Here is a 25,491-nt window from a genome sequence, read left to right on the forward strand (position 1 = left end):
CCATGCGTAAAAAAATTCTTGAGGCGATACGTGAACACGTCGCTGCTGAATACCCGAAAGAGGCCTGCGGTCTGGTCATTCAGTCTGGCCGGACCCAGACCTACGTCCCCTGCAGGAATATCGCTGATTCGCCGACTGAGCATTTCACGCTGTCGCCGGAGGATAAGCGGGCAGCGGAAGCGCAGGGTGACATTCTGATGGTCATCCATTCTCACCCGGACGTGCCGCAGCTTATCCCGTCAGAACGTGATCGGGTTCAGTGCGACTTTTCCGGCGTGGAGTGGGGGGGTCATGTCGTGGCCGGATGGCGACTTCTGCACTATCAGCCCGCGTACCGACCGCGACTATACAGGCCGCCCCTGGCTGATTGGCGGTAATGACTGCTGGACACTCATCATGGACTACTACCAGCGTGAGCACGGCATCATCCTGAAAAACTGGTCTGTTGATTATGAGTGGTGGGTGGACGGCAAAGAAAACCTGTATGACGACAACTGGCAGTCGGAGGGGTTTGTGGAGGTTGAACCAGCGGAAATGCGTGAGGGCGACATGATCATGATGCGCATCAGCGCCCCGGTAACGAACCACGCCGCAATTTATCTGGGCAACAATATCATTCTTCACCACAATGCCGGGAGCCTGTCTACGCGGGTGCCTTACGGCGAATACTGGCGTAACCGTACCGTGCGCATCGTGCGCCGAAAGGAGCTGATGGATGCTTAAAACCATGCGACTTAAAGGCCGGATGGCAAAAATGTTTGGTCAGGCTCACCAGTTTCACGTCGCTGATTTGCGGGAGCTGCTGCGTGCGATGTGCTCCCAGGTGCCGGGGTTCAAAAAGTATGTATCGAATGCGCATCTTAACGGGGTTCGCTTTGCCTTTTTCAGCGGCAAAGACAACATCGGCCTGCAGGAATTCAATATGTCTTCAGCCGCGACTGAGTTTGAAATGGAGCCGGTTCTGGAAGGTTCTAAGCGGGGCGGCACGCTGCAGATAATTATCGGAGCCGTTGCCATTGTGGCCGCGTTCTTCACAGCGGGTGCGTCACTGGCTGCATATGGTGCGGCTATCGGTACCACGACCGCAGTTGGCCTGGCGACTACAGCACTGACCAGTATCGGTATCAGCATGCTGCTGGGCGGTGTCGTACAGATGCTGACGCCGCAACCTAAGCTCAACGTGGGTGCGTCATCCAGCACGGACAATAAGCCGAACTATGCGTTCGGTGCGCCGGTGAATACCGTTGCCATGGGCTACCCCGTTCCTGTTCTTTACGGGACGCGTGAAATTGGCGGTGCGATCATCAGCGCAGGTAGCTTTACCAGCGATCAGCAGTAGCAAAACACAGTTAATTCAACAGGCCACCTCCGGGTGGCTTTTTTTATGGGTGAAATATGCGACTTCTCGAAGGTGCCGTGATTCAGGGCAGTAAGGGTGGAGGCGGTGGCAGCGCTCATACTCCGGTTGAACAGCCAGACGATCTGCTGTCTATCGCAAAATTAAAAATGCTGCTGGCTATCTCAGAGGGTGAGATTCAGGGTGATTTAACCGCGCAGCAGATTTACCTGAACGACACTCAGCTGGCGAACGAAGACGGCACCTACAACTTCACCGGCGTAGTGTGGGACTGGCGTAAGGGTACGCAGGACCAGACCTATATTCAGGGCATGCCTGAAGTCGATAATGAGCTTTCTGTTGGTGTTACAGTAACTCAGGCCATCGCCTGGACCCGCCAGTTTTCCAATCTGACTCTGGATGCCATTCGCATTAAGCTGAGCCTGCCGGTGCAGTATCAGTACAAAGACAACGGCGACATGGTTGGTACCGTAACGCAGTATGCCATTGATCTCTCAACTGACGGCGGTTCATGGGTCACGGTGGTGGACGGAAGGTTTGACGGTAAAACCACGTCTGAATATCAGCGCGATCATCGCATCGACTTACCTAAAGCCACTTCCGGCTGGTCAGTCAGGGTGCGTCGCATTACCGCTGATTCCTCTTCCTCAAAGCTGATTAACGCTTTCAAAGTTTTTTCGTTCGCAGAGGTCATCGACAGCAAACTGCGCTACCCCAATACCGCGCTGCTGTATATCGAGGTTGATGCCAGTCAGTTCAGCGGTCAGGCACCAAAAGTAACGTGCAAGCCAAAAGGGCGGCTGGTTCGCGTTCCGACAACCTATGACCCTGTTTCACGCACCTATGCCGGTACCTGGCAGGGTGATTTTAAATATGCCTACACCGATAACCCGGCGTGGATTTTTTATGATCTGGTGCTGGATAAAATATTCGGCATGGGGACGCGTGTTGATGCCACTATGATCGACAAGTGGGAACTTTACAGCATCGCACAGTACTGCGATCAGATGGTGCCTGACGGTGCTGGCGGCACGGAGCCGCGCTTTACCTGTAACGTCTTCATCCAGAGCCAGCAGGATGCTTATACGGTCCTGAAAGACATTGCGGCGATATTCCGTGGTATCACGTTCTGGGGCAACAGCCAGATTTTTGTGAATGCTGACGTGCCGCAGGTTGATTCAGATGGCAACGTAGACGTTGATTTTGTTTACCACGCCGCGAACGTCATTGATGGTCTGTTCACCTATGCGGGGGGGCAGCTATAAAAATCGGTATTCATCGTGCCAGGTAAGCTGGTCTGATCCGATTAATCACTACTCCGACACTGTAGAGGGTGTTTACGATTCTGATCTGGTGCAGCGATATGATGTGCGAGAGATGAGCCTCACGGCCATCGGCTGCACGTCACAGAGTGAGGCGCATCGGCGCGGGCGCTGGGCTATTCTCTCCAATGCCAAAGATGGCACCGTTTCATTTGGCGTCGGCCTGGATGGTTATATTCCGATCCCCGCTGAAATCATCGGTGTGGCTGACCCATTCAGGTCGGGCAAGCAGAATGGCGGCCGCATCAGTTCTGTCAACGGGCTGCGCGTTACTCTTGACCGTCCTGTTGATTACGCAGCCGGTGATCGGCTGGTAGTGAACCTGCCAGATGGTACCGCGCAGACCCGAACGATTGGCAGTATCAGCGCGGATAAGAAAACGGTCAGCGTTAACACCTCCTTCCGTATCACGCCGGTGGCGGGTGCGGTATGGGCTATCGACAGCAATAATCTGGCAATTCAGTATTTCCGTGTGACCTCAGTAGCCGGGAACGATGACGGTACGTTTACCATCACCGGCGTGCAGCACGATCCGAATAAGTACCGCTACATTGACGATGGCGTGCGCATTGAGCCAGCCCCAATTACGGTTACGCCAATCAGCGTTCTGAAAGCGCCGGCCAACATAAAGATCAGTGAGGTCAGCTTTGTTGAGCAGGGCCTTTCTGTCTCCTCGATGCAGGTCACATGGGATCGTGTAGAGGGTGCTATCAGCTACGTGGCTCAGTGGCGAAAAGACAAAGGCGACTGGGTCAACGTCAGCCAGACCAGCGCACAGGGTTTCAGCATTCAGGGTATCTATACCGGCGTTTATGATGTGCGGGTACGCGGCGTTAACGCGGCGGAGGTTTCCTCTCCGTGGGGTTATGCCGATTCAACCTCTCTCAGTGGCAAAGCAGGTAAGCCAGGCACGCCCGTTAACCTGAAAGCAACGGATAACGTGGTGTGGGCGATTGATGTGACGTGGGCCTTTCCGGATGGATCAGGCGATACCTCATATACAGAAGTTCAGGTGGCCACTACGCCGGACGGGCAAAACCCCCCAGTTCCTTGCTTATGTTCCTTATCCCGGCGTCAGCTATCAGCACGGTCCTATGCCCGCTGGCGTTCGCCGCTGGTATCGCGCCCGGCTGGTGGACCGTATCGGCAATACAGGCGACTGGACGACGTATGTTGAGGGCGCAAGCAGCGTAGATGCAACCGCGTTACTGGGCGACATTACCGAACAGGTTCTTAAAACTGATGCCGGTAAGCAGCTTATAGCCAAAGTTGATACCAACATCGATGCCATGCTTCAGAACGCGCTCAACCTCGACGCAAATGTTGATCACCAGATGGCTGAGTCTGGTAAAAACCGTGCTGATATCCTGACGGTCAAACAAACAATCGCCACAAACGATCAGGCTTATGCGCAGAAGTTTGAACAGGTGCAGGCCACAGTTGACCAGAATACTGCCGCAGTTCAGCAGACATCTACCGCGCTGGCCGATACCAACGGCAAGCTGTCAGCACAGTACTCTGTCAAAGTGGCCGTAGACAGCAACGGGCGTCAGTATGCTGCAGGTATGGGTATTGGAGTCGAGAACAGCCCTGCAGGTATGCAGACGCAGGTGCTGTTCCTGGCTGATCGGTTCGCTGTGATGTCACAGGTTGGAGCAACGCCGAAAACTTTCTTTGCCATTCAGAACGGCCAGACCATTATCAACTCTGCCTTTATTGGTGATGCGACAATTACGAGCGCGATGATCGCTGCATACATCCAGTCAACGAACTACGTACCAAATGCTGCTGGCTGGCGACTTGGTAAAGATGGGACTTTTGAGCGGAACGCAGCAAACGGCTCGGGAAGAGTAATCGATACTGGCACGTTGCGGCAGGTATATGACGCAAATGGCACATTACGGATCAGAGACGGTCTTTGGTAAGGAGGTTATATGGCCGGGGGGCTTCAATGCTGGGACGCAACCGGAAAGCTGATCGTCGATATTGGAGACTATAACACTCGGTATCTCGGCAGAACGACTGTCACTATGGCTGCGAATACCAATCAAGTGACTGGTTCATTCGGAGGGCTGACGACATCAGGATCATTTGTGGTTGTCGTTTCTGCCTCAAGTTCTGTTTATTTCACACCCTCTAACTTTGCTGCTCGTGCATACGATGGGGGTTATCGAATCTTTAAACTCTCAGCATATACCGCTGCCGTTACCTTAACTTTGGACATGTACGCATTCATATGAGTGGATATCAGGTATGGAACTCGGCGGGGGCCCTTGTAATCGATTCTGATTTTAAGGGAACCTATTATCAGGACGCGGTTAATTATGCGGGCATCACAGATATCGGTTACTACGATATCTCATGTCAATTGGGAAACTCAACTGACATGGGACACGTAAGCGCCAGCGTTCCACTTGATGATAGCCTGCGATGGTTTAAACCAAATAATAACGCGAAAATGTTTTTCACCGGCCCAGACTGGATGACTGCCAATGCTGGTTCAATGGCGCGCACACGGAGCGACATGCCTGTAGAAAGCGGCTACAGAGATGTATTCAACTCAGCGGGACAGCTTGTCTGGTCTGCAGTGATGGCTGCAAAAATACCACGCATACTGGGATTCTTTGATGTGCCAGCAAACTTTGACTTAGATAACACGGTTTACTCCCAATACATAGGGACCAATACTTGGTTTCTTATTAGTTCGGTTCCTGGTGGAAACATTTCTGACGATGGCTCAGTGACCGGTTTTTCAGGCCCTTTTTTTCAAATTTATTAACGGGACTTTGCAATGTCAGTGGGTGAACAAGAATCAGCAGGCTTGGGCCAATACACTAAAACCATACGGAATGCGCATCCCGTATGGGATACTTTCAAATCTTAGTTAAAAGTATTGATCTACACGATAATTTTTATGACTTGATATTACTTCAATATAGCGGTGATATGCTTCAGATTATGGAGGCATTTATGCGAAAATATATAACGGCTTTGCTCTTTTTTCTTTCAACGGTCGTACACGCAGAAAATAAAATTACTTATCCTGAAAGGGCCGAAATGCTTCGGATCGGTGGTGAGATTAATGTGGCCTATGACATATCCCGTGAAGGAAAAACTGAAAACATCAGGATCATAAGCGTTAATCCCAAATATGTTTTTGACCGTGATGTTAAAAAACAAATAGCAACATGGAATTACCCCAAGAATGACCCGCAAAAAAGATGTTGTTTTGAGAGTCGTTTTTAAAGCGAATTGACGCAATCTAAGTCATGAGAACTCGGCCATTGTGCCGGGTTTTTTATTTTCAGGAGAGCTATATGCCAGCGGGCACTATCGCATTAACCAATAACTCCACAGCTGTTACTGGTACAGGTACTAATTTCTCAACAGAGTTGAAGGCTAACGATTTCCTGGTAGCAATTGTTGGCGGCGTGACTTATACGCTCGGCGTGCAGTCAGTCAATTCGACCACAGGCCTCACGCTGATCACTGCTTACAATGGACCCACAGCAACAGGTGTGGCGTGGACAGCCGTGCCTAATGCGGCGCTGGTTGGGATTACGGCTCAGGTTGCGGCTGACGTTGCCAAAGCCATTCGCGGGCTCAACCTTGATAAAGCTAACTGGCAGCAGGTATACAGTGCATCAGGAAACATTACCGTCACCCTTCCGGATGGCAGTCAATACAGTGGACCGTCATGGAATATCGTTGCCGGATCAGTTACTGGAAAGATGGATAAAAGCCAGAACCTGAATGACGTTGCTGATAAGGCAACAGCTCGCACGAATTTAGGTCTTAAGAACTCAGCCACAAAGGATGTCGGCACCGCGTCAGGCACAGTTGCGGCTGGTGATGATTCCAGGCTAGGTACGGTAGATGGAAAGTCTGGCGGTACTATCACGGGGTCTATTCTCACCTCGAATGGAGGCATCAGAACAGCGGGAAGTACCCCAGCTTTAAGTAACACCAACACATTCGGCTGGGTATCGGGGATGCTGGATATTGTAAATAATCCCGGAGCATCAGAGGGTGCCGCAAAAATTCAGTTACGCATGGTCAATAATTCCAACAGCGGTAATCTTGCAGTTTTCACCCTGCTAAATAGCGGGGTTGGCCTTGCCCCTGGTGGGTGGCAAACAGGTTCAGATGAAAGGATCAAAGAGAATATTCAGGACATTGACCCAGATGAGGCTTTGCAGGCCGTGCTCAACCTTCGACATGTGACATTTAAAATGAGAGACACCCCTGACGGAGTCGGGGGTTGGAGGAAGGGCGGCAGAAGTGCAGGTTATTTAGCTCAGGATTTGGAGAAATATCTTCCAGAGGCAGTTACCACTTCTAAAACGCCAAAAACATTTGATGATGAAGGTAATCAGACTGGTTTTCCTTATCAGTGCCAAGCTGATGATGGTTCCATTCTGGAAATTGAAGATATGAAAAGCGTAGACCCAGGTAAGGCTGCGGCAGCACTTAATGGCGCATCAATCAAGGCCCTGTATCGCATGCTTGATAAGCAAGCAGAAATCATTACGGAACTGCAGAGCCGCATGAAAGCCATTGACGGTCTGGATGCGTAAAAAAAGCCCCGGCGACGGGGCAGAGTTTACCGCGCCTGTCTCAGCGGGCTGCGGGTCTGATTTGAGATTAGTCACTCACCATTTCCATCGCCAATCAAAAACCCCTTACCCCTCAACCTCTTTACAAATATGTGAACTGGTCCGCCTTGATCAAAAGTATCGATCGATATTACTGTTTATCCATACAGTATTTATCAGAGGGGGGATTAATTATGCCGCGCGACTATGAAATCAAACATGCATTTATGAACGCTATGAGGCGAGAGCCGGGGCAAGGCGTTATTGTAACTACTCAGGAGTTTGTCCATCAGCTGGAGTTACTTAACTGGCATTTCAGCCTGCGGGAGGCTAACCAGTGGATAAAGTTCAACACGGTAACGTTCCGCGACGCCTCGACTCAGGAGGGTGAAGCGAAAACTTACAAGCAATTCAACCCGAACGGGGGGAATCTAAAATGGGTTTTCCATCACCGGCAAATGATTACGTTGAAGGCCGCATAGACCTGAACAAACTGCTGATGCCTCACCCGGCCCACATGCTGATGATTGAGACACCGGCCGGATTCGCTATTGTGGACAGAACAGCCAAGGGGCAGACAGGCGATAAAGTTGCATTCCAGCTCGCAGACTATTCGCAACTGGGAAGATTGTTCAGAACGGGGATCATTACTTCTGATGGTGAAACAATCGACGGAGAGGGGCTGGAAGGGATTATCGTGCTGGGGAAGGTCACGGCCGAGATCATTGCTGTATATGAGTCCTGTAGGCCGACCATCTAAAAAATGCCCGCACATTTGCGGGCATCTTCATTAACGGTTAGAAATGTACAAAGTCACTTCTAGACCTAAGCGCATATCAATAAATGCTGGCTTCTTCCACATAGCAATTCCCTCCTAAAAGTAAAATACCACCCAATTATACTTCAAAAATCAAAAATAAATTGAGTACATAAATGAGTACAATCTTTTTCATGACTCATTCTGGGATATCCAGACAAATATAAAGATAACATAGAATTATCCATGATTTTTAAAGGTGAAGTACATAGCTTTGCCTGTTCTGGATCTGCAGACCCGGCACGCTGCTGAGGTTTTCCGACAGGTTAACGCGCGGCGCTGCCTGGCGCATATCGTCGCCACTGACCACGCTCAGGGCCGCAGGCGTATCGAGTTCGTTAAGGCCCGTTTCCGGCGGTGCGGCCGTGACGACCAGGGTATTGTCATTATCCGCCGCCGCCACCAGCAGCGGCAGCGGCAAAATGGCAGGCAACATCAACAGCGTCGCCTGGCGCAGAGAGATTATTTTCATTATATGTGGCCTGAAAAAAGAGAGGATATGAACCAGGTGGAACAATTTCCGCATATGGTAAGGGTTTGATGCGCTGGGGTACATCGTTTCGGGCTGGATTTTTTCTCTGTTTACCGCCAGGCTGGAATCCATCTTTTGCAGTGATCAGGCGTCCGATTCACCCGGATGCAGACAAAAAACTCACGGGAGTCAGCATGAAACAACCTGAAGTGGCGGTTCTGGGATTAGGCGCAATGGGGCACGCATTTGCCGCCAACCTGCTGAAAAAAGGCTTTCACGTTCATGGCTGGAACCGCACCCGCGCGCGCGGCGAAGATCTGCTGGATGCGGGTTTGCAGCTGGCTGACTCGCCAGCTGAGGCGGTGCGTAAAGCAGATGTCGTGATCGCCATGCTGTCTGATGGCGACACCACTGAGCAGGTGCTGCATCAGGTCCAGGAGGCGTTTAAGCAGGGCGCAACGCTCTGCCAGATGGGCACCATCGGCGTAGAAAAAACCGACGCGCTGATCGCCTTTTTCGCAGAAAAACGCCCCGATTTGTTACTGATCGACGCGCCAGTCTCCGGCACCAAAGCACCAGCAGAGAATGCGCAGATTCTGGTGCTGGCCAGCGGCGATCAGAGCCGGGCGCAGGCGGCAGAAGCGGTGTTTGCTGCCATTAGTAAAGGTACCCAGTGGCTGGGTGAGGCGGGAAAAAGCACCCGGATGAAGCTGGTCATCAACAGCTGGCTGATTGGCATGATGCAAAGCCTGGCGGAGAGTACCCGGCTGGCAGAGCAGTTCGACTTTTCCACCGACGATCTCTGGCAGGTGCTGGAGGGCGGTCCGCTGGCCGCACCGTATGCAAAAATGAAGCTCGGGATGATCGCCAGCGACGACTTCACGCCGCAGATGCATCTGGTCTGGGCGCTGAAAGATGCCCGCCTGGCGCTGGATGCCGCAGAGACGCCGCTGCCGGCGCTGGAGAATATCGCACAACTCTGGCAGCAGGCGGTGGAGGCCGGACACGGTGAAGAGGATCTGGCGGTGATCTACCGCTACCTGAAGGCGCAATGAGTCAGCAGCATTTTGACTTCAGCACGCGTCCGCTGGTGCCGCTGGCGCACGATTACCTGCACGGTGCCAGCGAACCCTGGCACCAGCACGCCTGTGCCCAGCTGATCCACACCCTGAGCGGCGTGGTACGGGTGGAGACGGAGTATGGCAGCTGGATTGTGCCGCCGAGTCGCGGCGTCTGGCTGCCCGCATTTACCCGTCATGCGCTGCAGATTACCGGCAGTGTGGCGGCGCGCACGCTGTTTATCGATCCGCTGGCGCGCGCCGATCTGCCCGCCAGTTGTCAGGTGGTGCAAATCTCACCGCTGCTGCGCGAACTGATTGTCACGGCGCTGAGCCTGCCAGAGCGTTACGCCGCAGGCAGTCGGGCCGAGCGGGTGATGGAGTTGATTCTGGATGAAATCCGCGGCATGGACGTGCTGCCCTTTGCGCTGCCGACGCCCGACAGCCCCCGTTTACAGGCGCTGTGCGAGCTGATTCAGCAGACGCCCGGTGAGAGCTGGACGCTGCTGCGCGCCAGCGCCTACCTGAATGTCTCGGGCCGCACTCTGGCCCGCCATTTTATGCGCGAAACCGGCCTGCAGTTCAGCGACTGGGTGCGGCGTGCCCGACTGGCTATCGCCCTGACGCGACTGGCTCAGGGCGACTCCGTGCTGCGGGTGGCGCTGGAACTGGGCTATGAAAGCCCCAGCGCGTTTAGTGCGATGTTTCGTCGTCTGCTGGGCGTCTCTCCGACTGACTATTTTCCGCCTGCAGAAACTGGCCTGCCGCGCTGAGCAGCGCCTGCAGGGCGGCGCGGGCGGTGTCATTGTCGATACTCACTCCCCAGGCTCGCGCGCCACGGGCATCCACGCAGCTGATATAGGCCACCGAGCGGCTGTCACTGCGTCGTCCCAGCGTATGCTCGTGATAGTCCTCAATGGTCAGATGCAGATCAAACGCGCTGCGCAGGGCATTGACCGCCGCCGACAGCCAGCCGTTGCCGCTGCCGGTCAGCATCAGCGATTGCGTCTGATACACCACGCTGGCGCTAATCTGCGTCTGCCCGCCGCTGTCACTCTGGCTGTCAGCCCGCTGTAATGCCACCGCGGGCTGCGTTACGCCATACTGGCGGCAGAAGAGCTGCCACAGCGCGTAGTGCGTCATCTCTCCGCCGTGCCGGTCAGTCTCCTGCTGAACACAGCGGCTGAAATCCTGCTGCAGCGCTCGCGGCATTTGTAACCCGTGATTCTGCTCCAGCAGCCAGGCGGCCCCGCTTTTTCCCGACTGGCTGTTAACGCGGATCACCGCCTCATAGCTGCAGCCAATGTCGGCCGGGTCCAGCGGCAGGTAAGGCATCTGCCACTCTGTTTCCTGCTGTTCGGCGCGGATGGCAAACCCTTTTTTTAATTGCATCCTGATGAGAACCAGAGAAGGCGGTGAAGACCAGCTCGCCCGCATAGGGATGGCGCGGATGAACCGGCAGCTGGTTGCAGCGGGTTACCACTTCAATCACCTCATGCATCTGGCTGAAATCGAGCCGGGGCGAAACGCCCTGGGTATAGAGATTCAGCGCCAGCGTCACCAGATCCACATTGCCGGTGCGTTCACCGTTACCAAACAGACAGCCCTCGACCCGGTCAGCGCCCGCCAGCAGCGCCAGTTCTGCGCAGGCGACGCCGGTGCCGCGATCGTTGTGCGGATGCACGCTGATGCAGACGGCATCACGGCGGCTGAAGTGACGGCAGAAATACTCAATCTGATCGGCATAAACGTTAGGGGTGTTCACCTCCACCGTGGCGGGAAGGTTAATGATCATCGGGCGCTGCGCGTCCGGTTGCCAGACATCGGCCACCGCCTCGCAGATCTCCAGCACAAACTCCGGCTCGGTAAAGCAGAAGGTCTCTGGCGAATATTCAAAGGTCCATTGAGTTTCCGGCTGGGCCTCGCATTCGGCGCGGATCTGCCGTGCACCAGCGGTGGCCAGCGCCACGATTTCCGCTTTGCTCTGTTTAAATACCCGCTCGCGAAACAGCGGCGCGGTGGCGTTATAGAGATGTACGATGGCGCGCGGCACACCCTGCAGCGCCACAAACGTGCGGGCAATCAGGTCCTCACGCGCCTGAGTCAGCACCTGTAACGTCACATCCTCCGGGATACGCTGCTGCTCAATCAGGTCACGGACGAAATCGAAATCCGTCTGCGACGCAGAGGGAAAGGCGACCTCAATCTCCCGGAACCCGCAGCGCAGCAGCAGATCCCAGAAGGCCATTTTGCGTTCCCGATCCATCGGTTCTGCCAGCGCCTGATTGCCGTCACGCAAATCGGTGGAGAGCCAGCGCGGCGCCTGGGTCAGCTGGCGTGAGGGCCACTGGCGATCGGGCAGGGTGATCAGCGGGGGAGGGACGATATTTATCAGCGGGTCGGGTCAGCATAAGAGTCTCCTGTGGTTTTTTTACCAGTCTGCCGACACGCCTCCGGGTCCGCGCGCGCAGGGCTGACAACCTGACGCGCAAAAGTGACAATACCCAGCATGACCAGCATGACCAGCATGACCAGCATGACCAGCATGACCTGCATGACCTGCGTGGCCCTGCGTGCGCTCTGGTTTGGTGAATCCGCCGGGCAGGGTTAGCATGGTCGCCTGTTTATTTGGGTGGACTCTTATGCTGATTTTCGACGGTCACAACGATCTGTTGCTTAACCTCTGGCTGCATCATCGTGATGCGCCCGCGCAGGCGTTTTATCAGGGGATTGAACGGGGCCACCTCGATTTTCCGCGCATTCAGCAGGGCGGGCTCGGCGGCGGGCTGTTTGCAATCTTTGTGCCTCCGCAGGAGTACATTGCCCGCACCGTTCCGGCACGTGCCGACGAGCCGTTTCAACCGCTTCAGATCATGTGGCAACAGCTTGAGATCCTGCAGCAGCTGGCTGATGCGTCAGGCGGGCGGGCGCGACTCTGCCGCAGTCATGACGAAATTGCCGCCTGCCGCGCCGCAGGCGTACTGGCGATGGTGGCACACATCGAAGGTGCTGATGCGCTGGATGAGGAGGGCGAGCAACTGCACGCCTTCTGGCAGGCGGGGGTGCGCAGCATCGGGCCATTCTGGAATCTGGCCAGCCGCTTTGGTGAAGGCGTCAGCGGCACCTTTCCTGGCTCGCCCGACACCGGGCCAGGCCTGACCCGCGCCGGAGAAAGGCTGATTCAGCAGGCGAGTGAGCTGAAGATGATGATTGACGTGTCGCATATGAACGCAAAAGCCTTTTGGGACACCGCCCGGCTCTCCAGCGCGCCGCTGGTCGCCAGCCACTCCAACGCGCATGCTCTCTGTCCTCAGCCGCGTAATCTGACGGATGACCAGCTGGTGGCGATCCGCGACAGCGGCGGTCTGGCCGGCATTAATTTCGGCAACGCTTTTCTGCGCGCCGACGGTAAACGCGACGCTGACACGCCATTAACAGAAATTGTTAAGCATTGTGATCACTTGTTGAAGATAATGGGCAGCGACCATGTAGCCTTTGGCTCTGATTTCGACGGGATTACCCCACCGGCTGCGCTGGGCGATGTCAGCGGATTGCCGCGATTGCTCGCCGCTTTTCAGGAAGCGGGCTATGATCAGACACTGACAGAGAAACTGGCATGGGGAAACTGGCAGCGGGTTTTACATCTGACCGGGCTGTGATAACAATTTCCTGATGTTCCGGGCTTGATCCCGACGCGCCATTGGCGCAACATCTGCCTGGAAATTGTGACGGCGGTCTCATTCAATGCCGGTCACACTGATTTCAGGCAGCTCATTTACTGTTAACCAAGAGGAAGTAACTCATGTGGAAAAAACCAACTTTCGTTGATATGCGTCTCGGTCTGGAAGTGACTCTCTACATCTCCAACCGTTAATCGTTCTGCCCGCCCTCTGAGCGGGCATTTTTTTTCAACTTCTGGTTTTCCTCTATGTTTATCAAAATCCTCGGTTCAGCCGCGGGCGGCGGGTTTCCGCAGTGGAACTGTAACTGCGCCAACTGCCACGGCGTGCGTAACGGCACGATCCAGGCCCAGGCACGCACGCAATCGTCGATTATCCTCAGCGATAACGGCGAAGATTGGGTGTTATGCAACGCTTCACCCGACATCAGCCAGCAGATCCTGCACACGCCCGAACTGACCCGCAAAGGGGTGTTACGCGGCACGGCGATCGGCGCGATTATCCTTACCGACAGCCAGATCGATCACACCACCGGGCTGCTGAGCCTGCGTGAGGGCTGTCCGCATCAGGTGTGGTGTACGGCGGAAGTGCATGGTGACCTCAGCACCGGCTTCCCGATATTTCCTATGCTCACCCACTGGAATGGAGGCTTACAGCACCGTCCCATTGCGCCACTGACGCCGTTCAGCGTCGATGTTTGTGGTGATCTACAGTTCACCGCGATTCCGATTATCAGTAATGCACCGCCTTACTCGCCGTATCGCGACCGGCCGCTGCCGGGCCATAACGTGGCGCTGTTTATTGAAAACCGCGCGAATGGCCAGACGCTGCTCTACGCGCCAGGCCTGGGCGAGCCGGATGCGGTGATCCTGCCGTGGCTGCAAAAAGCGGATTGCCTGCTGATTGATGGCACCGTCTGGCAGGATGATGAGCTGCTGACTACTGGCGTGGGTCATAACACCGGCAAGGCGATGGGCCATCTGGCGCTGGCGGAAGAGCAGGGGCTGATGGCACTGCTGGCGTCGCTGCCGGCAAAACGCAAAATTCTGATCCACATTAACAACACCAATCCGATCCTTAACGAGCAGTCACCGCAGCGTCAGTTTCTGACGGAGCAGGGAATAGAGGTGAGCTGGGACGGAATGGCGATCCACCTTCAGGGCTAAAACATGCAGATCACTGACACGCTGTCGCCGCAGGCTTTTGAACAGGCCCTGCGCGACAAAGGCGCTTACTACCATATCCATCACCCGTATCACATCGCGATGCATAACGGTCAGGCCACGCGCGAGCAGATTCAGGGCTGGGTGGCGAATCGTTTCTATTACCAGACCACCATTCCCCTGAAAGATGCGGCGATCATGGCCAACTGCCCCGATCCGGCTACCCGCCGTAAGTGGGTGCAGCGCATCCTCGACCACGACGGCAGCAACGGCGAAGAGGGCGGCATTGAGGCCTGGCTGCGGCTGGGCGAGGCGGTCGGGCTGACGCGCGAAGAACTACTTTCAGAGCAGCATGTGCTGCCGGGCGTGCGGTTTGCGGTGGATGCTTATATTAACTTTGCCCGCCGTGCCAACTGGCAGGAGGCGGCCTGCAGCTCACTCACCGAGCTGTTCGCCCCGCAGATCCACCAGTCACGGCTCGACAGCTGGCCGCAGCACTATCCGTGGATCAAAGAAGAGGGCTATTTCTACTTCCGCAGTCGCCTGGGTCAGGCGAACCGCGATGTGGAACATGGCCTGGCGCTGGCGCTGGAATATTTCACCACCGCTGAGACGCAGAACCGCATGCTGGAAATTTTGCAGTTTAAGCTCGATATTTTATGGAGCATGCTGGACGCCATGACCATGGCATACGAGCTGAAACGTCCGCCTTATCACACCGTGACTGATAAAGCGGCGTGGCACACCACCCGACTGGTATAACAGATGAATGAAAACTCGATTGCCGCGTTTCGTCGCGGCTACCGCATGCAGTGGGAAGCCGCCCAGGATACCCATGTGGTGCTCTATCCCGAAGGCATGGCGAAGCTGAACGAAACCGCCGCCGCCATCCTTGAACTGGTGGATGGCAAGCAGGATATCGCCGCGATTATCGCAACGCTGGATAGCCGTTTTCCGGAAGCGGGCGGCGTGGGTGCAGACGTTTTAGAGTTCCTGCAATCAGCCTATGAACAGAAGTGGATACAGTTCCGTGACCCCGCATAAACCTGACGTGAATCCGCCGCTCTGGCTGCTGGCCGAGCTGACCTATCGCTGTCCGCTGCAGTGTCCCTACTGCTCTAACCCGCTGGATTTCGCCCAGCAGGAGAAGGAGCTGACCACCGAGCAGTGGATTGAGGTGTTTCGTCAGGCGCGGGCGATGGGCAGCGTGCAGCTCGGATTCTCGGGCGGCGAGCCGCTGGTCCGTAAAGATCTGCCGGAGCTCATCAAAGCGGCGCGCGATCTCGGCTTCTACACCAACCTGATCACCTCGGGCATCGGCCTGACGGAGAAGAAGCTGGATGCGTTCAGCGAGGCGGGGCTGGATCATATCCAGATCAGCTTCCAGGCGAGTGACGAAACCCTGAATGCGGCGCTGGCCGGTTCGAAAAAAGCGTTTCAGCAGAAGCTGGAGATGGCGAAAGCGGTGAAAGCCCACGGCTATCCGATGGTGCTGAACTTTGTACTGCATCGCCATAACATCGACCAGATCGACAGGATCATCGATCTCTGCATTGAGCTGGAAGCGGATGACGTAGAACTGGCGACCTGTCAGTTCTACGGCTGGGCGCAGCTTAACCGTGAAGGCCTGCTGCCCACCCGCGAGCAAATCGCCCGCGCAGAGGCGGTGGTGAAAACCTACCGCGAGCGGATGAGCACCACCGGCAATCTGACCAATCTGCTGTTTGTGACGCCAGACTACTACGAAGAGCGCCCTAAACCCTGCATGGGTGGCTGGGGTGCCATCTTCCTTAGCGTTACGCCAGAGGGCACCGCGCTGCCGTGTCACAGTGCGCGTCAGCTCCCCGGTAGAATTTCCTTCAGTGCTGACGCAAAGTCTGGACGATATCTGGTATAACTCATTCGGCTTCAACCGTTATCGCGGTTTTGACTGGATGCCAGAGCCGTGCCGCTCCTGTGATGAGAAAGAGAAAGATTTTGGCGGCTGTCGCTGTCAGGCTTACATGCTGACCGGCAATGCCGACAACACCGATCCGGTCTGCAGCAAATCACCGCATCACGGCAAAATCCTTGACGCCCGGCGTGAGGCGGATTGCAGCGACATTAAAATTGGTCAGCTGCAGTTCCGTAACCGCAGCAACTCACAACTGATCTATAAAACACGGAACCTCTGATGAAAACGCGTTGCCTGGAGATAAACGGTCTGACGGTTGAACTGGTGCATCAGCCCGATGCCAGCCAGGCCGCCGCCCTGATTCAGGTGGGCGCGGGGGAGTCACGACGAACCCGATCGCTGGCCCGGACTGGCGCATCTGCTGGAACATCTGCTGTTCACCGGCAGCACCGGCTGGCCTGATGAGGGCCGGTTGATGAGCTGGATTCAGACGCAGGGTGGCAGGGTTAACGCCACCACGCTGGCCCGGCGCAGCGCGTTCTTTTTTGAGGTCACGCCGTCGCTGCTGGCTGACGGGCTGGCGCGGCTGCAGGATATGGTCTGCCATCCGCTGCTTGATAATCAGGCAATCGGTCAGGAAGTGGCGGTGATTGATGCGGAATATCAGCTATTGCAGCGTCATCAGCCGTCACGCATTGAAGCGGCACTGCTGCACGCCGCCGCGTCACCTGCGGAATTCCACCGGTTCCATATTGGCAGCCGGGCGAGTTTTGGCGATGAGCTCTCTGCACTGCAGCGGGCGTTGCGCCAGTTCCACCAGCGCTACTACTTCGCCAGCAATATGCGGCTCTGGCTGCAGGGGCCACACTCACTGGATGAGCTGGAACAGCTGGCGCGTAACGTTGCTGCCGCGCTGCCCTCCGGTCAGTGGCGACAGGATCTGCCACCGCCGCAGCTGACCAGCGATACCTGCTGGCAGCTGGCAGAGACCGCACCTGGGGCGCTATGGCGCAGCTGGATACTGGGTAACAGTGACGGTGTCACGTTATGGCGTGAATTTCTGCTGGATGAAGCACCCGGATCGCTGCTGGCTACCCTTCGTGAGCAGGGGCTGGCAGAGTCGCTGGAGCTGAAGTGGATCTATCAGGCGGGAGGCGCGCTCTGGCTGGCGCTGGGCGTTGAAACGCATCAACCCGAAACCGTTAATGTCTTGATCGACCGTTATCTGGAGGCACTGCGCCAGACGAATAAGCCACAACATCAACACTATCACCAGCTGGCAAAGCAGCGATTCGTGACGCTGTCACCGATGGAGCAGTTACGCCAGCGCGCAATCGGCTTTGCGCCAGATGAAGCCGTGCCTGCGTTACAGCCCCTGCTGGCGCATCTCACCGACACGCCGGGCACGCTGCTGTTCTGCACGTCGCACCCGGCTGAGGAAACCCTTCAGACGCAGGGATTCAGCCTTGCGCTGACCGCCTGGCAGCCAGCCCCGTCTGAGGCGCTACCTCCGGCGCATTTCACATTCTATCCGTTCGAGACCGCCTTAACGTCTGAGCCGCTGCCCGCACAGGCGGTGGCATTGCCGCATCATCAGCCTGATGACCTGCAGGCGACGCTGATCCTGCGACCAGAGTTCTGGTCAACGTTCACCGAAGCGGCAGGCGAAGCGCTGGGGCGGCGGTTACGTCCGCTGTTTGCCGCGTTGCGTCATCAGGGCGGCAACGGCAGCTGGCAGGAAGTGGAGGGCGTGTGGCAACTGACGCTACAACTGACGCCGGATGAGGCGGTGGCTGACCGGGCGCTGAGCCAGATTGTCGCCGCACTGACGCTGCCGGTTGAGGCGGCGCAGCCTTCTTCGGGGGAAAGCATCGCGATTCGTGCACTGCTGCGGCAGTTGCCTTATCAGCTGGCCGCCACTATTACGCCACATTGCTGGCGGGCGGCGCTGAAAGGCGGCAACGCGGCACTGCATTCACTGATTGCCCGGCGGCTGAGCGCACTGTCGCTGCCGGTTAACCCTGACACGCCGCCAAAGCGCATGACGACGCAAACCGGTATGACGCGCCTGCCACACAGCAGCGCGGACAATGCTCTGCTGCTGTTTATCCCGCTGCATCGTCCTGAACAGCTGGCGGCGCTACGCGCGCTGGCGCTGATCTACGAGCCGCGCTTTTTCCAGCGCTATCGCGTTGAGCAGCCTATCGGTTATGTGGTCAGCAGCCGCTATATGCGCTGTGCCGATGAAGATGGGGTGCTGTTTGCGCTGCAGTCGCCCGATTACAGCGCGCTGTCACTGCTGCGCTACTGCCGCAACTTCCTGCGGTCACTGAACGAGACGCTGGCGGGTTACGATCTGGCGGCACTGAAAGCGCGTCTTCTGAGCCGGGAAGTGGATCAGCCACTGGCGTGCTTACGCGCAGAAAATGGCCTGGCAGAACCGGATGCGGCGCAGATTGAGGCGCTGACACTTGCGGATCTGCAACAGCTTCACCGCACGCTGATTCAGGATCGCCGCCGCTGGCGGGTGCTGTTCACCGGCGGTGAAAATGTGTAGCGCCCGGTATAAAGTTGCTGAATTTATTTGAAAATTACCGACAAATCTCTTCACTGTCTATTCCGGGCGAACTGGACCACACTCAATTCACTTTGTCCGCATAAGGAATTGACCGTGAAAAACTTCAAACGTATTGCACTGCCCCTGTTAGCCGCTGCCACCCTCTACGCCCCGTTGTCTCAGGCTGAGGCGATGCACTACCAGCTGAATCCTGAGCATACGTCGGTAATTGTTGCCTGGAACCACTTCGGCTTCTCAAACCCTACCGCTGATATCCCTGATGCAACCGGTAACCTGGTGTTTGATAAAGATCATCCAGAGGCATCACGTGTTGACGTGACCCTGCCAGTCAGCAAAATCGACAGCCACGTGGCTGCGCTGACCAAAGAATTCAAAGGCGCTGAGTACTTCGACACCGCTAAATATCCGACTGCGACCTTCCACAGCACCAAAGTGGTGGCGAAGGGCGACAACAAATTTGATGTTGAAGGCAACCTGACCCTGAAAGGAATCACCAAGCCAGTTACGCTGCACGCGACGCTGAACAAGCAGGGCGAGCATCCGATGGTGAAAAAGCAGGCGATTGGTTTTGATGCCACCGGCACCATCAAGCGTTCTGACTTTAAGCTGGACAAATATGTCCCAGCGGTAAGCGACGAGGTCACTCTGACTCTGTCTACTGAAGCCTACGCCAAGTAAGCTTTTTGGGACGTAGCGGCTTGCTGCTACGCCCCTTATTCGTTTTTTCTGCGCCTTCTTCCCCTCTGAAATCTATTCTGCCCGCCTGTTTATCTGCCATAAAATAATCCGGATATCTCCTCATCAACTATTTTCTGAACGCTTTATCTGGCCCGGAACCGGGAAAAATGAGGCGAAAGTCACAAATTTGCAACAGCACGGAATAAGCCACTCTGTGCCGCTGTGTGGCGAAATAAAATTCAGATGTCTTCTGAAATAACTCATTGATTTATATCGTTTCACTCTAATCGGCCTTCCCGCGAATAGTGTGATTTTGATCTCAAAAACCGCCGTTCAGACACGCCTGTCAATAACTCCGCCCAAAAAATACCGCTCGTAACTGTGATCTCCTCTGCAAATAGCAACCCCACGAACCGGAAGAATGGCCCTCAGCAGCTTAAGACAGCGAGGTGAGGGAAATGCGAATTGGAATGGTGATCAGTGGCGGTGATGTAACCGGCATTAATAATTTTGTCTTCCAGTTAGGGCGTCTGACGCAGGCGGAGATCGTGATATTTGATGGTGGCATTCCCGGCCTGCTGGCAAATAACCATCGTGATATCAGCCAGCGTGATCTGCTCGACTTTGCCATCGCCTCAATTCCGGTTATGCAATCGGGACGCACGCAAAAGAAACTGGTGCGCAGCGAATATGAATGTATTGCCCGCCAGCTGAAAAGCGCCCGTATTGAAGTGTTAATTATGGCGGGCGGTGACGGGTCGCTGCAATTTCTCCATACCCTGTCGGAGTCTGGCGTTAATTGTTTCGGCGTCGGCATGACCATCGATAATGATGTCTTCGGCAGTGATTACACCCTGGGTTTTTCCACCGCCTGCGAGCAGGTATTAAAAGAGGTCGCGAAACTGCGGAATACCGGGCGCGCCTTACCTGGCCGGGTATTTATGCTGGAGTTACTCGGTGGTTACTGCGGCGAATTAACCCTGCAGTCGGCGATTAAATCCAACGCGGACATTGCGCTGATCCCGGAGTGCCAGATTCCTTTGCCACAGCTGGCGCAGCGTATCACCCGGCGACTGGCAGAACAGAACAGCGTGATCATTCTCTGTTCAGAAGGCTACACCCGCGAATATTCGCCTGGTTTTCAGGGGGGGCTATCGACACCTTAATCAAACAGCTTGAGCCGCTTATTGGCGTACGCGTCCGTAAAACTATCCTCGGTTACGGGCTGCGGAATGGTGATCCCACCTGCGAAGAGATTTATCAGGGCACCATTATGGCCAGTGAAGTGGTGCGTTGTATTCAGTCAGGCATGCGGAATAAAGCGGTCATTATTAACGGCAGCAATAAACCGATTCCGATTGATTTAATAAGCATGCAAAAACGCCTGGTCGATATTGACGGGCACCATTACAAACTCGCTAAACAACTCAATATATTGTGAGGAGAAAACCATGCTGAAAATATTATGTGTCTGTGGTTGTGGCTTAGGATCCAGTTTTGCGATTGAGATGAGCGCAAAAGCGGTTTTAAAAAAACTGGAGATTGAGGCCGATATCGATCACACCACCATTTCAGAAGCGAATGCCTTTAAGTCGGACATGATTCTGACGCAAAAAGCCTTTGCCGATGTGTTAAATGCCGACGCCAGTCCGGAACAGATTAAGCGGGTCATTATTCTTAACCGGCTCACCGATAAAGCGGAAATAGAGCAGAAGATCCTGGCCTTTTTAAAAGAACGCAACGTAAAGGTCGCCGCCCATGAATAGTGTGATCGACTTCCTGGTAAAAGATCTGCTGGGGCAGGCGTCTATTCTGATCGCCTTTATTGCCCTGATCGGTCTGCTGCTGCAAAAGAAATCCGCAGGCAAGGTGGTGGAAGGCACCTTTAAAACCCTGCTCGGCTTTTTAATTATGATGGCGGGTATCAATATTATTGTGGGAACCCTGACGTTCCTCAATACCATTTTTACCCACGGCTTTGGCATGCGCGGCTATATCACCGATGTTGCCGCCATTGCCGGGCTGGCTAACCGTGAGCTGGGGTCTGAAGTGGCACTGACGCTGCTGGTGATCTTTATCGTCAATATCATTATCGCGCGACTGACGCCCTTTAAGTACATCTTCCTGACCGGCCAGGCCCTGCTGTGGATGGCGACGATTGGCGCGGTGATTGGCTACAAAGCGGGGCTGACCGGTCTGCCGCTGATCCTGACCGGCGGTATCTTTGGCGGGGTCATGGCCGTGGTGATGCCTGCGCTGGCGCAGCCGGTGGTACGACGTATTACCGATTCAGACGACGTTGCCCTGGGTCACTTCTGCACCATTGGTTATCTGGTCACGGCGGCGGTCGCCAAAGTGGTCGGCAAAGGATCGCGATCCACTGAAGATCTGAAGCTGCCCGATAACTTCAAGTTTCTGCAGGATACCTATCTGTCGATGGCGCTGGTGATGGTGCCGATGTACCTGATCCCCGCCGTGGCGGCCGGTCCGGCGTTTATCGCCCAGTACAGCAACGGCATGAACTACCTGATGTACGCCTTTATGCAGTCGATTCAGTTCGTGGCCGGAGTCTTTGTGCTCTACAGCGGCGTTCGTCTATTGCTGAACGAGCTGGTGCCTGCCTTCCGCGGTATCGCCATGCGTGTCGTGCCGGATGCCAAACCGGCGCTGGACTGCCCGGTGATGTTTCCCTATGCCCCGAACGCGGTGATTGTTGGCTTTCTCGCCACCACGCTCGGCTCAATTGTCGGCATGCTCGTCTTCCCGATGTTTGGTCTGGCGATGATCCTGCCTGGCCTGCTGACCAACTTCTTTGCCGGTGGCACCGCCGGGGTATTTGGTAATGCCATGGGCGGACGGCGCGGCGCGATGATCGGCGGCTTCGTCCACGGCCTCTTTATCACCATTCTTCCCGCCATCCTGGTGCCGATGCTGGAGAGCTATGGCTTCACCGGTGTGACCTTCAGTGACTCAGATGTCATCAGTACCGGCCTGGTGCTCGGCCACGCCTTCCAGAATAACTGGCTGTTCGTTGCTCTGTTTATTGCCTTTGTTACCGCGCTTGCCTGGTTTGTTAATGGCAAATCCACAAAACCTCAAGAGGAAAAAATCCATGAAACTTTATAACTTCGCCGATCTGTTACAGCTGGCTAAACAGCGCGACTTTAAAGCGGTGGGTTCTTTTAATCTTCACTGCCTGGAGATGCTGCCCGCCTATTTTAGAGCGGCAGAGAAAACCAATAGTCCGTTAATGATTCAGATCTCCACCGGTACGGCGAAATATCTCGGCCATAAATTACTGGTCGATGCCATTAAATCGCTGTCAGAGAGTATGAATGTCCCGACCTGTCTGCATCTCGATCACTGTTCCGATTTAGCGGCGATTCAGACCGCGATTGATGCCGGATTCAGTTCCGTGATGTATGACGGGTCCCATCTGTCAATTGAGGAGAATATTGCCAATACCCGCCGGGTGATTGATATGGCGCGTCCGCACAATGTTTCGGTAGAAGCGGAGCTGGGCGCGATTGGCGGCTCGGAAGATGGTAAATGCGTGGAAATGGAGGCGATTGCGTTTACGCCGGTGGAAGATGCGCGCCGCTTTGTCGAAGAGACCGGCGTCGATATGCTGGCGATCTCCATCGGCACCGTGCATGGACTTTACACCGGCAAAGCGCATATTCAGCATCAGCGGCTGGCAGATATCACGGCGGCAACCCACACGCCACTGGTGCTGCACGGCGGCACCGGCGTCAGCGATGAAGATATGCGGCTGGCGGTCAGCAGCGGTATTGAGAAGGTCAATGTCGGCACTGAAATGAATGTTCAGTGGGTGGCGCAGTGCAAATCGACCTTTGAAAAAGGCAAGGTCAATGACAGCGTGCGTAATTTTCTGGTGCCGGCCAATGATGCGGTAACCAGTGTGCTGGTAGAGAAGATGCAATTATTCCGGTAATCGCCCGTTTCGCCATCACCGGCTTATTGCGTCAAACCTTTTATAATTACCTATTAATCTGAGCCACCCCGACATGCTACGGGGCAGGAGAGCCTATGTTTGGATTCTTAAAAAAGTCTCCGGCTGTGGAACAACCCAGCGAGCAGCAGCAGGATCATCTGGCGGAATTAAGTCGCGAGAAAATAACGCAACTGGAGCAGCAGCTGGCTATTAATCCGCGTGATGGCGAAACGCAAAAACAATTAATGCTGGAATATAACCGGGCATTAAGCTTATTTGCGAAAAGCCGTCGCTATCGCAATGAAATTGATGCGCTGTTTGTCAAAATCGATGAATTACGCAATGTGGTTCGCCAGTCGATTTAAGGAGAGCTGATGACGATTAAGCAGTTATTGCAAGAGGCAAACGCTATTCAGATTGGTATCGACGCCACGGACTGGCGTCAGGTTATCGCGCTGGCTGCCGAACCCCTGGTCAGTGGCGGCTATCTCGATGCTTCTTATCCTGATGCGGTCATTGCCAATACGCTGGCCCATGGCGCTTACTACGTGTTTGAAGAGGGGATCGCCATTCCCCATGCGCGACCGGACGCAGGGGTGATCCGCGACTGTTTCAGTATGATTCTGTTGAATGAGCCGATCTCGTTTGAGGGCAGTGATAAAGCGGACATTGTGATTATGTTTGGCGCGCGTGACAGCAATGCGCATATAGAAGAGGGGATCCGCGCGATTGTGTCGCTGCTGGAGGATGAGGAGACGCTGGTCCGGTTACGTCAGGCCAGCAGTGTCGCGGAGGTCATCGATATCTTATGACGCAAAACATCCCCCCCCAAACGCGTGGTGCTGGTTAACGGTATTCCGGCATCGGGTAAAAGCACCCTGACGCGCGTGCTGTCACAACAGTTTGGCTGGCCGGTGCTGACGCTCGACAGCCTGAAAGAGCCGTTTATGCACGCTTTTGCGCCGGTCGATCGCCAGCGTAACCGGCAACTGGGCTGCGCGGCCTATCAGGCGATCTGGAACATCGTCGCGCAGGCACCCGCCAGTCAGATCTGGCTGATCGACGCCTGGTTTGGGTTCCAGCCCCGTACGCTGCTGGAGCAGGGACTGAAACAGGCGGGCGTGGAGGAGGCGCTGGAGCTGTGGCTGAAGATTGAACCGGAAGCGGCGGTGGCGCGCTACCAGGCGCGGCTGTCGCAGCGGCTGCCGGGCCATCCGGGGGGCTGAGTATCTGCCGGAACTGCGCCAGCTGGCACAACAGGCCACTCCGATGGCGCTGGGCCAGGTGTATGAGGTTGATGCCTGCGCCCAGGATCACGCTGCCGTCATTCACTGGCTGCAGCAGCAACTGACCAGAACCCGCTACACTTCAGTTCATCATCAGAGGAGTGAGGAGTTGCAGGATGTCGTCGCCCCCTTATCTGCAAACCGGTGAAAGCGCCGTGCTCTACGACGGTGTCTGTAAGCTGTGCAACGGCTGGGTTCAGTTCCTGCTGCGTCACCATCTGGCGCGGCAGGTCCGTTTTGCCTCAGTGCAGAGCGAGCAGGGCAAAGCGCTGCTGCGCTGGGCCGGACTGCCGGAAGAGAACATCAGCACCATTGTCTACATTGCCGATAACCAGCACTGGCTGCGGGCACAAGCAGTGTTCCGCGTGATGCAGCACCTGCCGGCCCCGTGGCGCGGGCTGGCGGTGCTGCGCCACTTTCCCGACGCGATCAGTAACTTTGCCTACGACCGTATCGCGTTAAACCGCTATAAGCTGTTTGGGCGTTACAGCGCCCAGCATGCTATCCAACCCGATTATCCCGGACGTTTTCTGCATCAGGTTGATACAGCTCACTAATCTTTAACAGCCAGTCGCAGGTGGCAATGAGATCAATGAGAACAATGATGTTATTGTTATGTCCACCGAATGTTAGATA

At 55.4% G+C, this 25,491-nt stretch carries 23 protein-coding genes and 7 pseudogenes; 27 read left to right on the forward strand and 3 right to left on the reverse strand.

What is annotated here, in order from left to right:
* Positions 1-2 precede the first annotated feature (2 nt).
* The 8 genes and pseudogenes from JNO11_RS09275 to JNO11_RS09310 all read left to right on the forward strand — a co-directional run bounded on the left by JNO11_RS09275 (position 3) and on the right by JNO11_RS09310 (position 8,034).
* A pseudogene (locus tag JNO11_RS09275) lies at positions 3-723 on the forward strand (C40 family peptidase).
* Complete coding sequence (locus JNO11_RS09280; RefSeq protein ID WP_325177230.1) at positions 716-1,339, forward strand: tail assembly protein; 624 nt, start codon at positions 716-718, stop codon at positions 1,337-1,339. Before JNO11_RS09275 ends, JNO11_RS09280 begins: the two are co-directional and overlap by 8 nt.
* A 56-nt stretch (positions 1,340-1,395) precedes the next feature.
* A pseudogene (locus JNO11_RS09285) lies at positions 1,396-4,604 on the forward strand (host specificity protein J).
* 311 nt (positions 4,605-4,915) lie between these two features.
* Positions 4,916-5,458, forward strand: a complete 543-nt coding sequence (locus JNO11_RS09290) for a hypothetical protein (RefSeq protein WP_325177231.1) — start codon at positions 4,916-4,918, stop codon at positions 5,456-5,458.
* Positions 5,459-5,541: 83 nt separating this feature from the next.
* The gene (locus tag JNO11_RS09295; RefSeq protein WP_325177232.1) at positions 5,542-5,925 is read left to right on the forward strand and encodes a TonB family protein; all 384 of its coding nucleotides are present in this window, start codon (positions 5,542-5,544) and stop codon (positions 5,923-5,925) included.
* Between the two features lie 71 nt (positions 5,926-5,996).
* Positions 5,997-7,256, forward strand: a complete 1,260-nt coding sequence (locus tag JNO11_RS09300; RefSeq protein WP_325177233.1) for a tail fiber domain-containing protein — start codon at positions 5,997-5,999, stop codon at positions 7,254-7,256.
* A gap of 212 nt (positions 7,257-7,468) precedes the next feature.
* Positions 7,469-7,756, forward strand: coding sequence for a DNA polymerase V (locus tag JNO11_RS09305; RefSeq protein ID WP_325177234.1), 288 nt, complete (start codon positions 7,469-7,471; stop codon positions 7,754-7,756).
* The gene (locus tag JNO11_RS09310; RefSeq protein ID WP_325177235.1) at positions 7,711-8,034 is read left to right on the forward strand and encodes a phage repressor protein; all 324 of its coding nucleotides are present in this window, start codon (positions 7,711-7,713) and stop codon (positions 8,032-8,034) included. The genes JNO11_RS09305 and JNO11_RS09310 overlap by 46 nt, the downstream gene beginning before the upstream one ends.
* Positions 8,035-8,064: 30 nt before the next feature.
* On the opposite strand, the gene pqqA (JNO11_RS09315) is transcribed toward JNO11_RS09310, so the two are convergent.
* Both pqqA (JNO11_RS09315) and JNO11_RS09320 read right to left on the reverse strand, forming a co-directional pair.
* Positions 8,065-8,136, reverse strand: a complete 72-nt coding sequence (gene pqqA / locus JNO11_RS09315) for a pyrroloquinoline quinone precursor peptide PqqA (RefSeq protein WP_010245103.1) — start codon at positions 8,134-8,136, stop codon at positions 8,065-8,067.
* Positions 8,137-8,299: 163 nt separating this feature from the next.
* Positions 8,300-8,563 (reverse strand): annotated as a pseudogene (locus tag JNO11_RS09320) (TonB-dependent siderophore receptor); the annotation flags it as partial.
* Positions 8,564-8,631: 68 nt separating this feature from the next.
* Between JNO11_RS09320 and JNO11_RS09325 the strand changes: the two are divergent.
* Positions 8,632-9,618: an NAD(P)-dependent oxidoreductase gene (locus tag JNO11_RS09325; protein WP_277814418.1), complete on the forward strand. Its 987-nt coding sequence runs from the start codon at positions 8,632-8,634 to the stop codon at positions 9,616-9,618.
* Positions 9,615-10,394, forward strand: a complete 780-nt coding sequence (locus JNO11_RS09330) for a helix-turn-helix transcriptional regulator (RefSeq protein ID WP_033771733.1) — start codon at positions 9,615-9,617, stop codon at positions 10,392-10,394. Before JNO11_RS09325 ends, JNO11_RS09330 begins: the two co-directional genes overlap by 4 nt.
* On the opposite strand, the pseudogene leuA reads toward JNO11_RS09330, so the two are convergent.
* Positions 10,315-12,032 (reverse strand): annotated as a pseudogene (gene leuA, locus JNO11_RS09335) (2-isopropylmalate synthase). The gene JNO11_RS09330 and the pseudogene leuA sit on opposite strands and share 80 nt — an antisense overlap.
* Before the next feature lie 231 nt (positions 12,033-12,263).
* On the opposite strand from leuA, the gene JNO11_RS09340 reads away from it, so the two are divergent.
* The 17 genes and pseudogenes from JNO11_RS09340 to JNO11_RS09420 all read left to right on the forward strand — a co-directional run bounded on the left by JNO11_RS09340 (position 12,264) and on the right by JNO11_RS09420 (position 25,412).
* Entirely contained in the window at positions 12,264-13,280 is a 1,017-nt protein-coding gene (locus tag JNO11_RS09340; RefSeq protein WP_325177236.1) for a dipeptidase, read from the forward strand.
* A gap of 143 nt (positions 13,281-13,423) precedes the next feature.
* Positions 13,424-13,495 (forward strand): pyrroloquinoline quinone precursor peptide PqqA, encoded by a 72-nt coding sequence (pqqA, locus tag JNO11_RS09345; protein WP_010245082.1) that lies wholly within the window; start codon positions 13,424-13,426, stop codon positions 13,493-13,495.
* Positions 13,496-13,549: 54 nt separating this feature from the next.
* Positions 13,550-14,467 carry a pyrroloquinoline quinone biosynthesis protein PqqB gene (gene pqqB, locus JNO11_RS09350; RefSeq protein ID WP_052271963.1) on the forward strand — a complete coding sequence of 306 codons (918 nt, stop codon included), beginning with the start codon at positions 13,550-13,552 and terminating at the stop codon, positions 14,465-14,467.
* 3 nt (positions 14,468-14,470) lie between these two features.
* Entirely contained in the window at positions 14,471-15,226 is a 756-nt protein-coding gene (pqqC, locus tag JNO11_RS09355; protein ID WP_010245074.1) for a pyrroloquinoline-quinone synthase PqqC, read from the forward strand.
* A gap of 3 nt (positions 15,227-15,229) precedes the next feature.
* Positions 15,230-15,508, forward strand: a complete 279-nt coding sequence (pqqD, locus tag JNO11_RS09360; RefSeq protein ID WP_010245072.1) for a pyrroloquinoline quinone biosynthesis peptide chaperone PqqD — start codon at positions 15,230-15,232, stop codon at positions 15,506-15,508.
* Positions 15,495-16,638, forward strand: a pseudogene (pqqE, locus tag JNO11_RS09365) (pyrroloquinoline quinone biosynthesis protein PqqE). Before pqqD ends, pqqE begins: the two are co-directional and overlap by 14 nt.
* Entirely contained in the window at positions 16,638-16,820 is a 183-nt protein-coding gene (locus JNO11_RS09370) for a hypothetical protein (protein ID WP_325177237.1), read from the forward strand. Before pqqE ends, JNO11_RS09370 begins: the two are co-directional and overlap by 1 nt.
* Positions 16,780-18,915: a pyrroloquinoline quinone biosynthesis protein PqqF gene (gene pqqF / locus JNO11_RS09375; protein ID WP_325177665.1), complete on the forward strand. Its 2,136-nt coding sequence runs from the start codon at positions 16,780-16,782 to the stop codon at positions 18,913-18,915. The genes JNO11_RS09370 and pqqF overlap by 41 nt, the downstream gene beginning before the upstream one ends.
* 114 nt (positions 18,916-19,029) lie before the next feature.
* A complete protein-coding gene (locus tag JNO11_RS09380) occupies positions 19,030-19,614 on the forward strand; it encodes a YceI family protein (RefSeq protein WP_010245067.1) in 585 nt (194 codons plus the stop codon).
* A 458-nt stretch (positions 19,615-20,072) separates the two neighbouring features.
* Positions 20,073-21,055, forward strand: a pseudogene (locus JNO11_RS09385) (6-phosphofructokinase).
* A 10-nt stretch (positions 21,056-21,065) separates the two neighbouring features.
* The gene (locus tag JNO11_RS09390; RefSeq protein ID WP_010245062.1) at positions 21,066-21,380 is read left to right on the forward strand and encodes a PTS sugar transporter subunit IIB; all 315 of its coding nucleotides are present in this window, start codon (positions 21,066-21,068) and stop codon (positions 21,378-21,380) included.
* Positions 21,373-22,740 carry a PTS sugar transporter subunit IIC gene (locus JNO11_RS09395; RefSeq protein WP_050679525.1) on the forward strand — a complete coding sequence of 456 codons (1,368 nt, stop codon included), beginning with the start codon at positions 21,373-21,375 and terminating at the stop codon, positions 22,738-22,740. Before JNO11_RS09390 ends, JNO11_RS09395 begins: the two co-directional genes overlap by 8 nt.
* Entirely contained in the window at positions 22,727-23,569 is an 843-nt protein-coding gene (locus tag JNO11_RS09400) for a class II fructose-bisphosphate aldolase (RefSeq protein WP_325177238.1), read from the forward strand. Before JNO11_RS09395 ends, JNO11_RS09400 begins: the two co-directional genes overlap by 14 nt.
* 95 nt (positions 23,570-23,664) lie before the next feature.
* Complete coding sequence (locus tag JNO11_RS09405; protein ID WP_010245053.1) at positions 23,665-23,934, forward strand: hypothetical protein; 270 nt, start codon at positions 23,665-23,667, stop codon at positions 23,932-23,934.
* A 9-nt stretch (positions 23,935-23,943) separates the two neighbouring features.
* Positions 23,944-24,381 (forward strand): PTS sugar transporter subunit IIA, encoded by a 438-nt coding sequence (locus JNO11_RS09410; RefSeq protein ID WP_010245049.1) that lies wholly within the window; start codon positions 23,944-23,946, stop codon positions 24,379-24,381.
* A pseudogene (locus JNO11_RS09415) lies at positions 24,378-25,003 on the forward strand (AAA family ATPase). Before JNO11_RS09410 ends, JNO11_RS09415 begins: the two are co-directional and overlap by 4 nt.
* Positions 24,972-25,412 carry a thiol-disulfide oxidoreductase DCC family protein gene (locus JNO11_RS09420; protein WP_033767195.1) on the forward strand — a complete coding sequence of 147 codons (441 nt, stop codon included), beginning with the start codon at positions 24,972-24,974 and terminating at the stop codon, positions 25,410-25,412. Before JNO11_RS09415 ends, JNO11_RS09420 begins: the two are co-directional and overlap by 32 nt.
* Positions 25,413-25,491: the final 79 nt, after the last annotated feature.

Source organism: Pantoea sp. 1B4, assembly GCF_016925765.1.
GTDB lineage: Bacteria > Pseudomonadota > Gammaproteobacteria > Enterobacterales > Enterobacteriaceae > Pantoea > Pantoea agglomerans.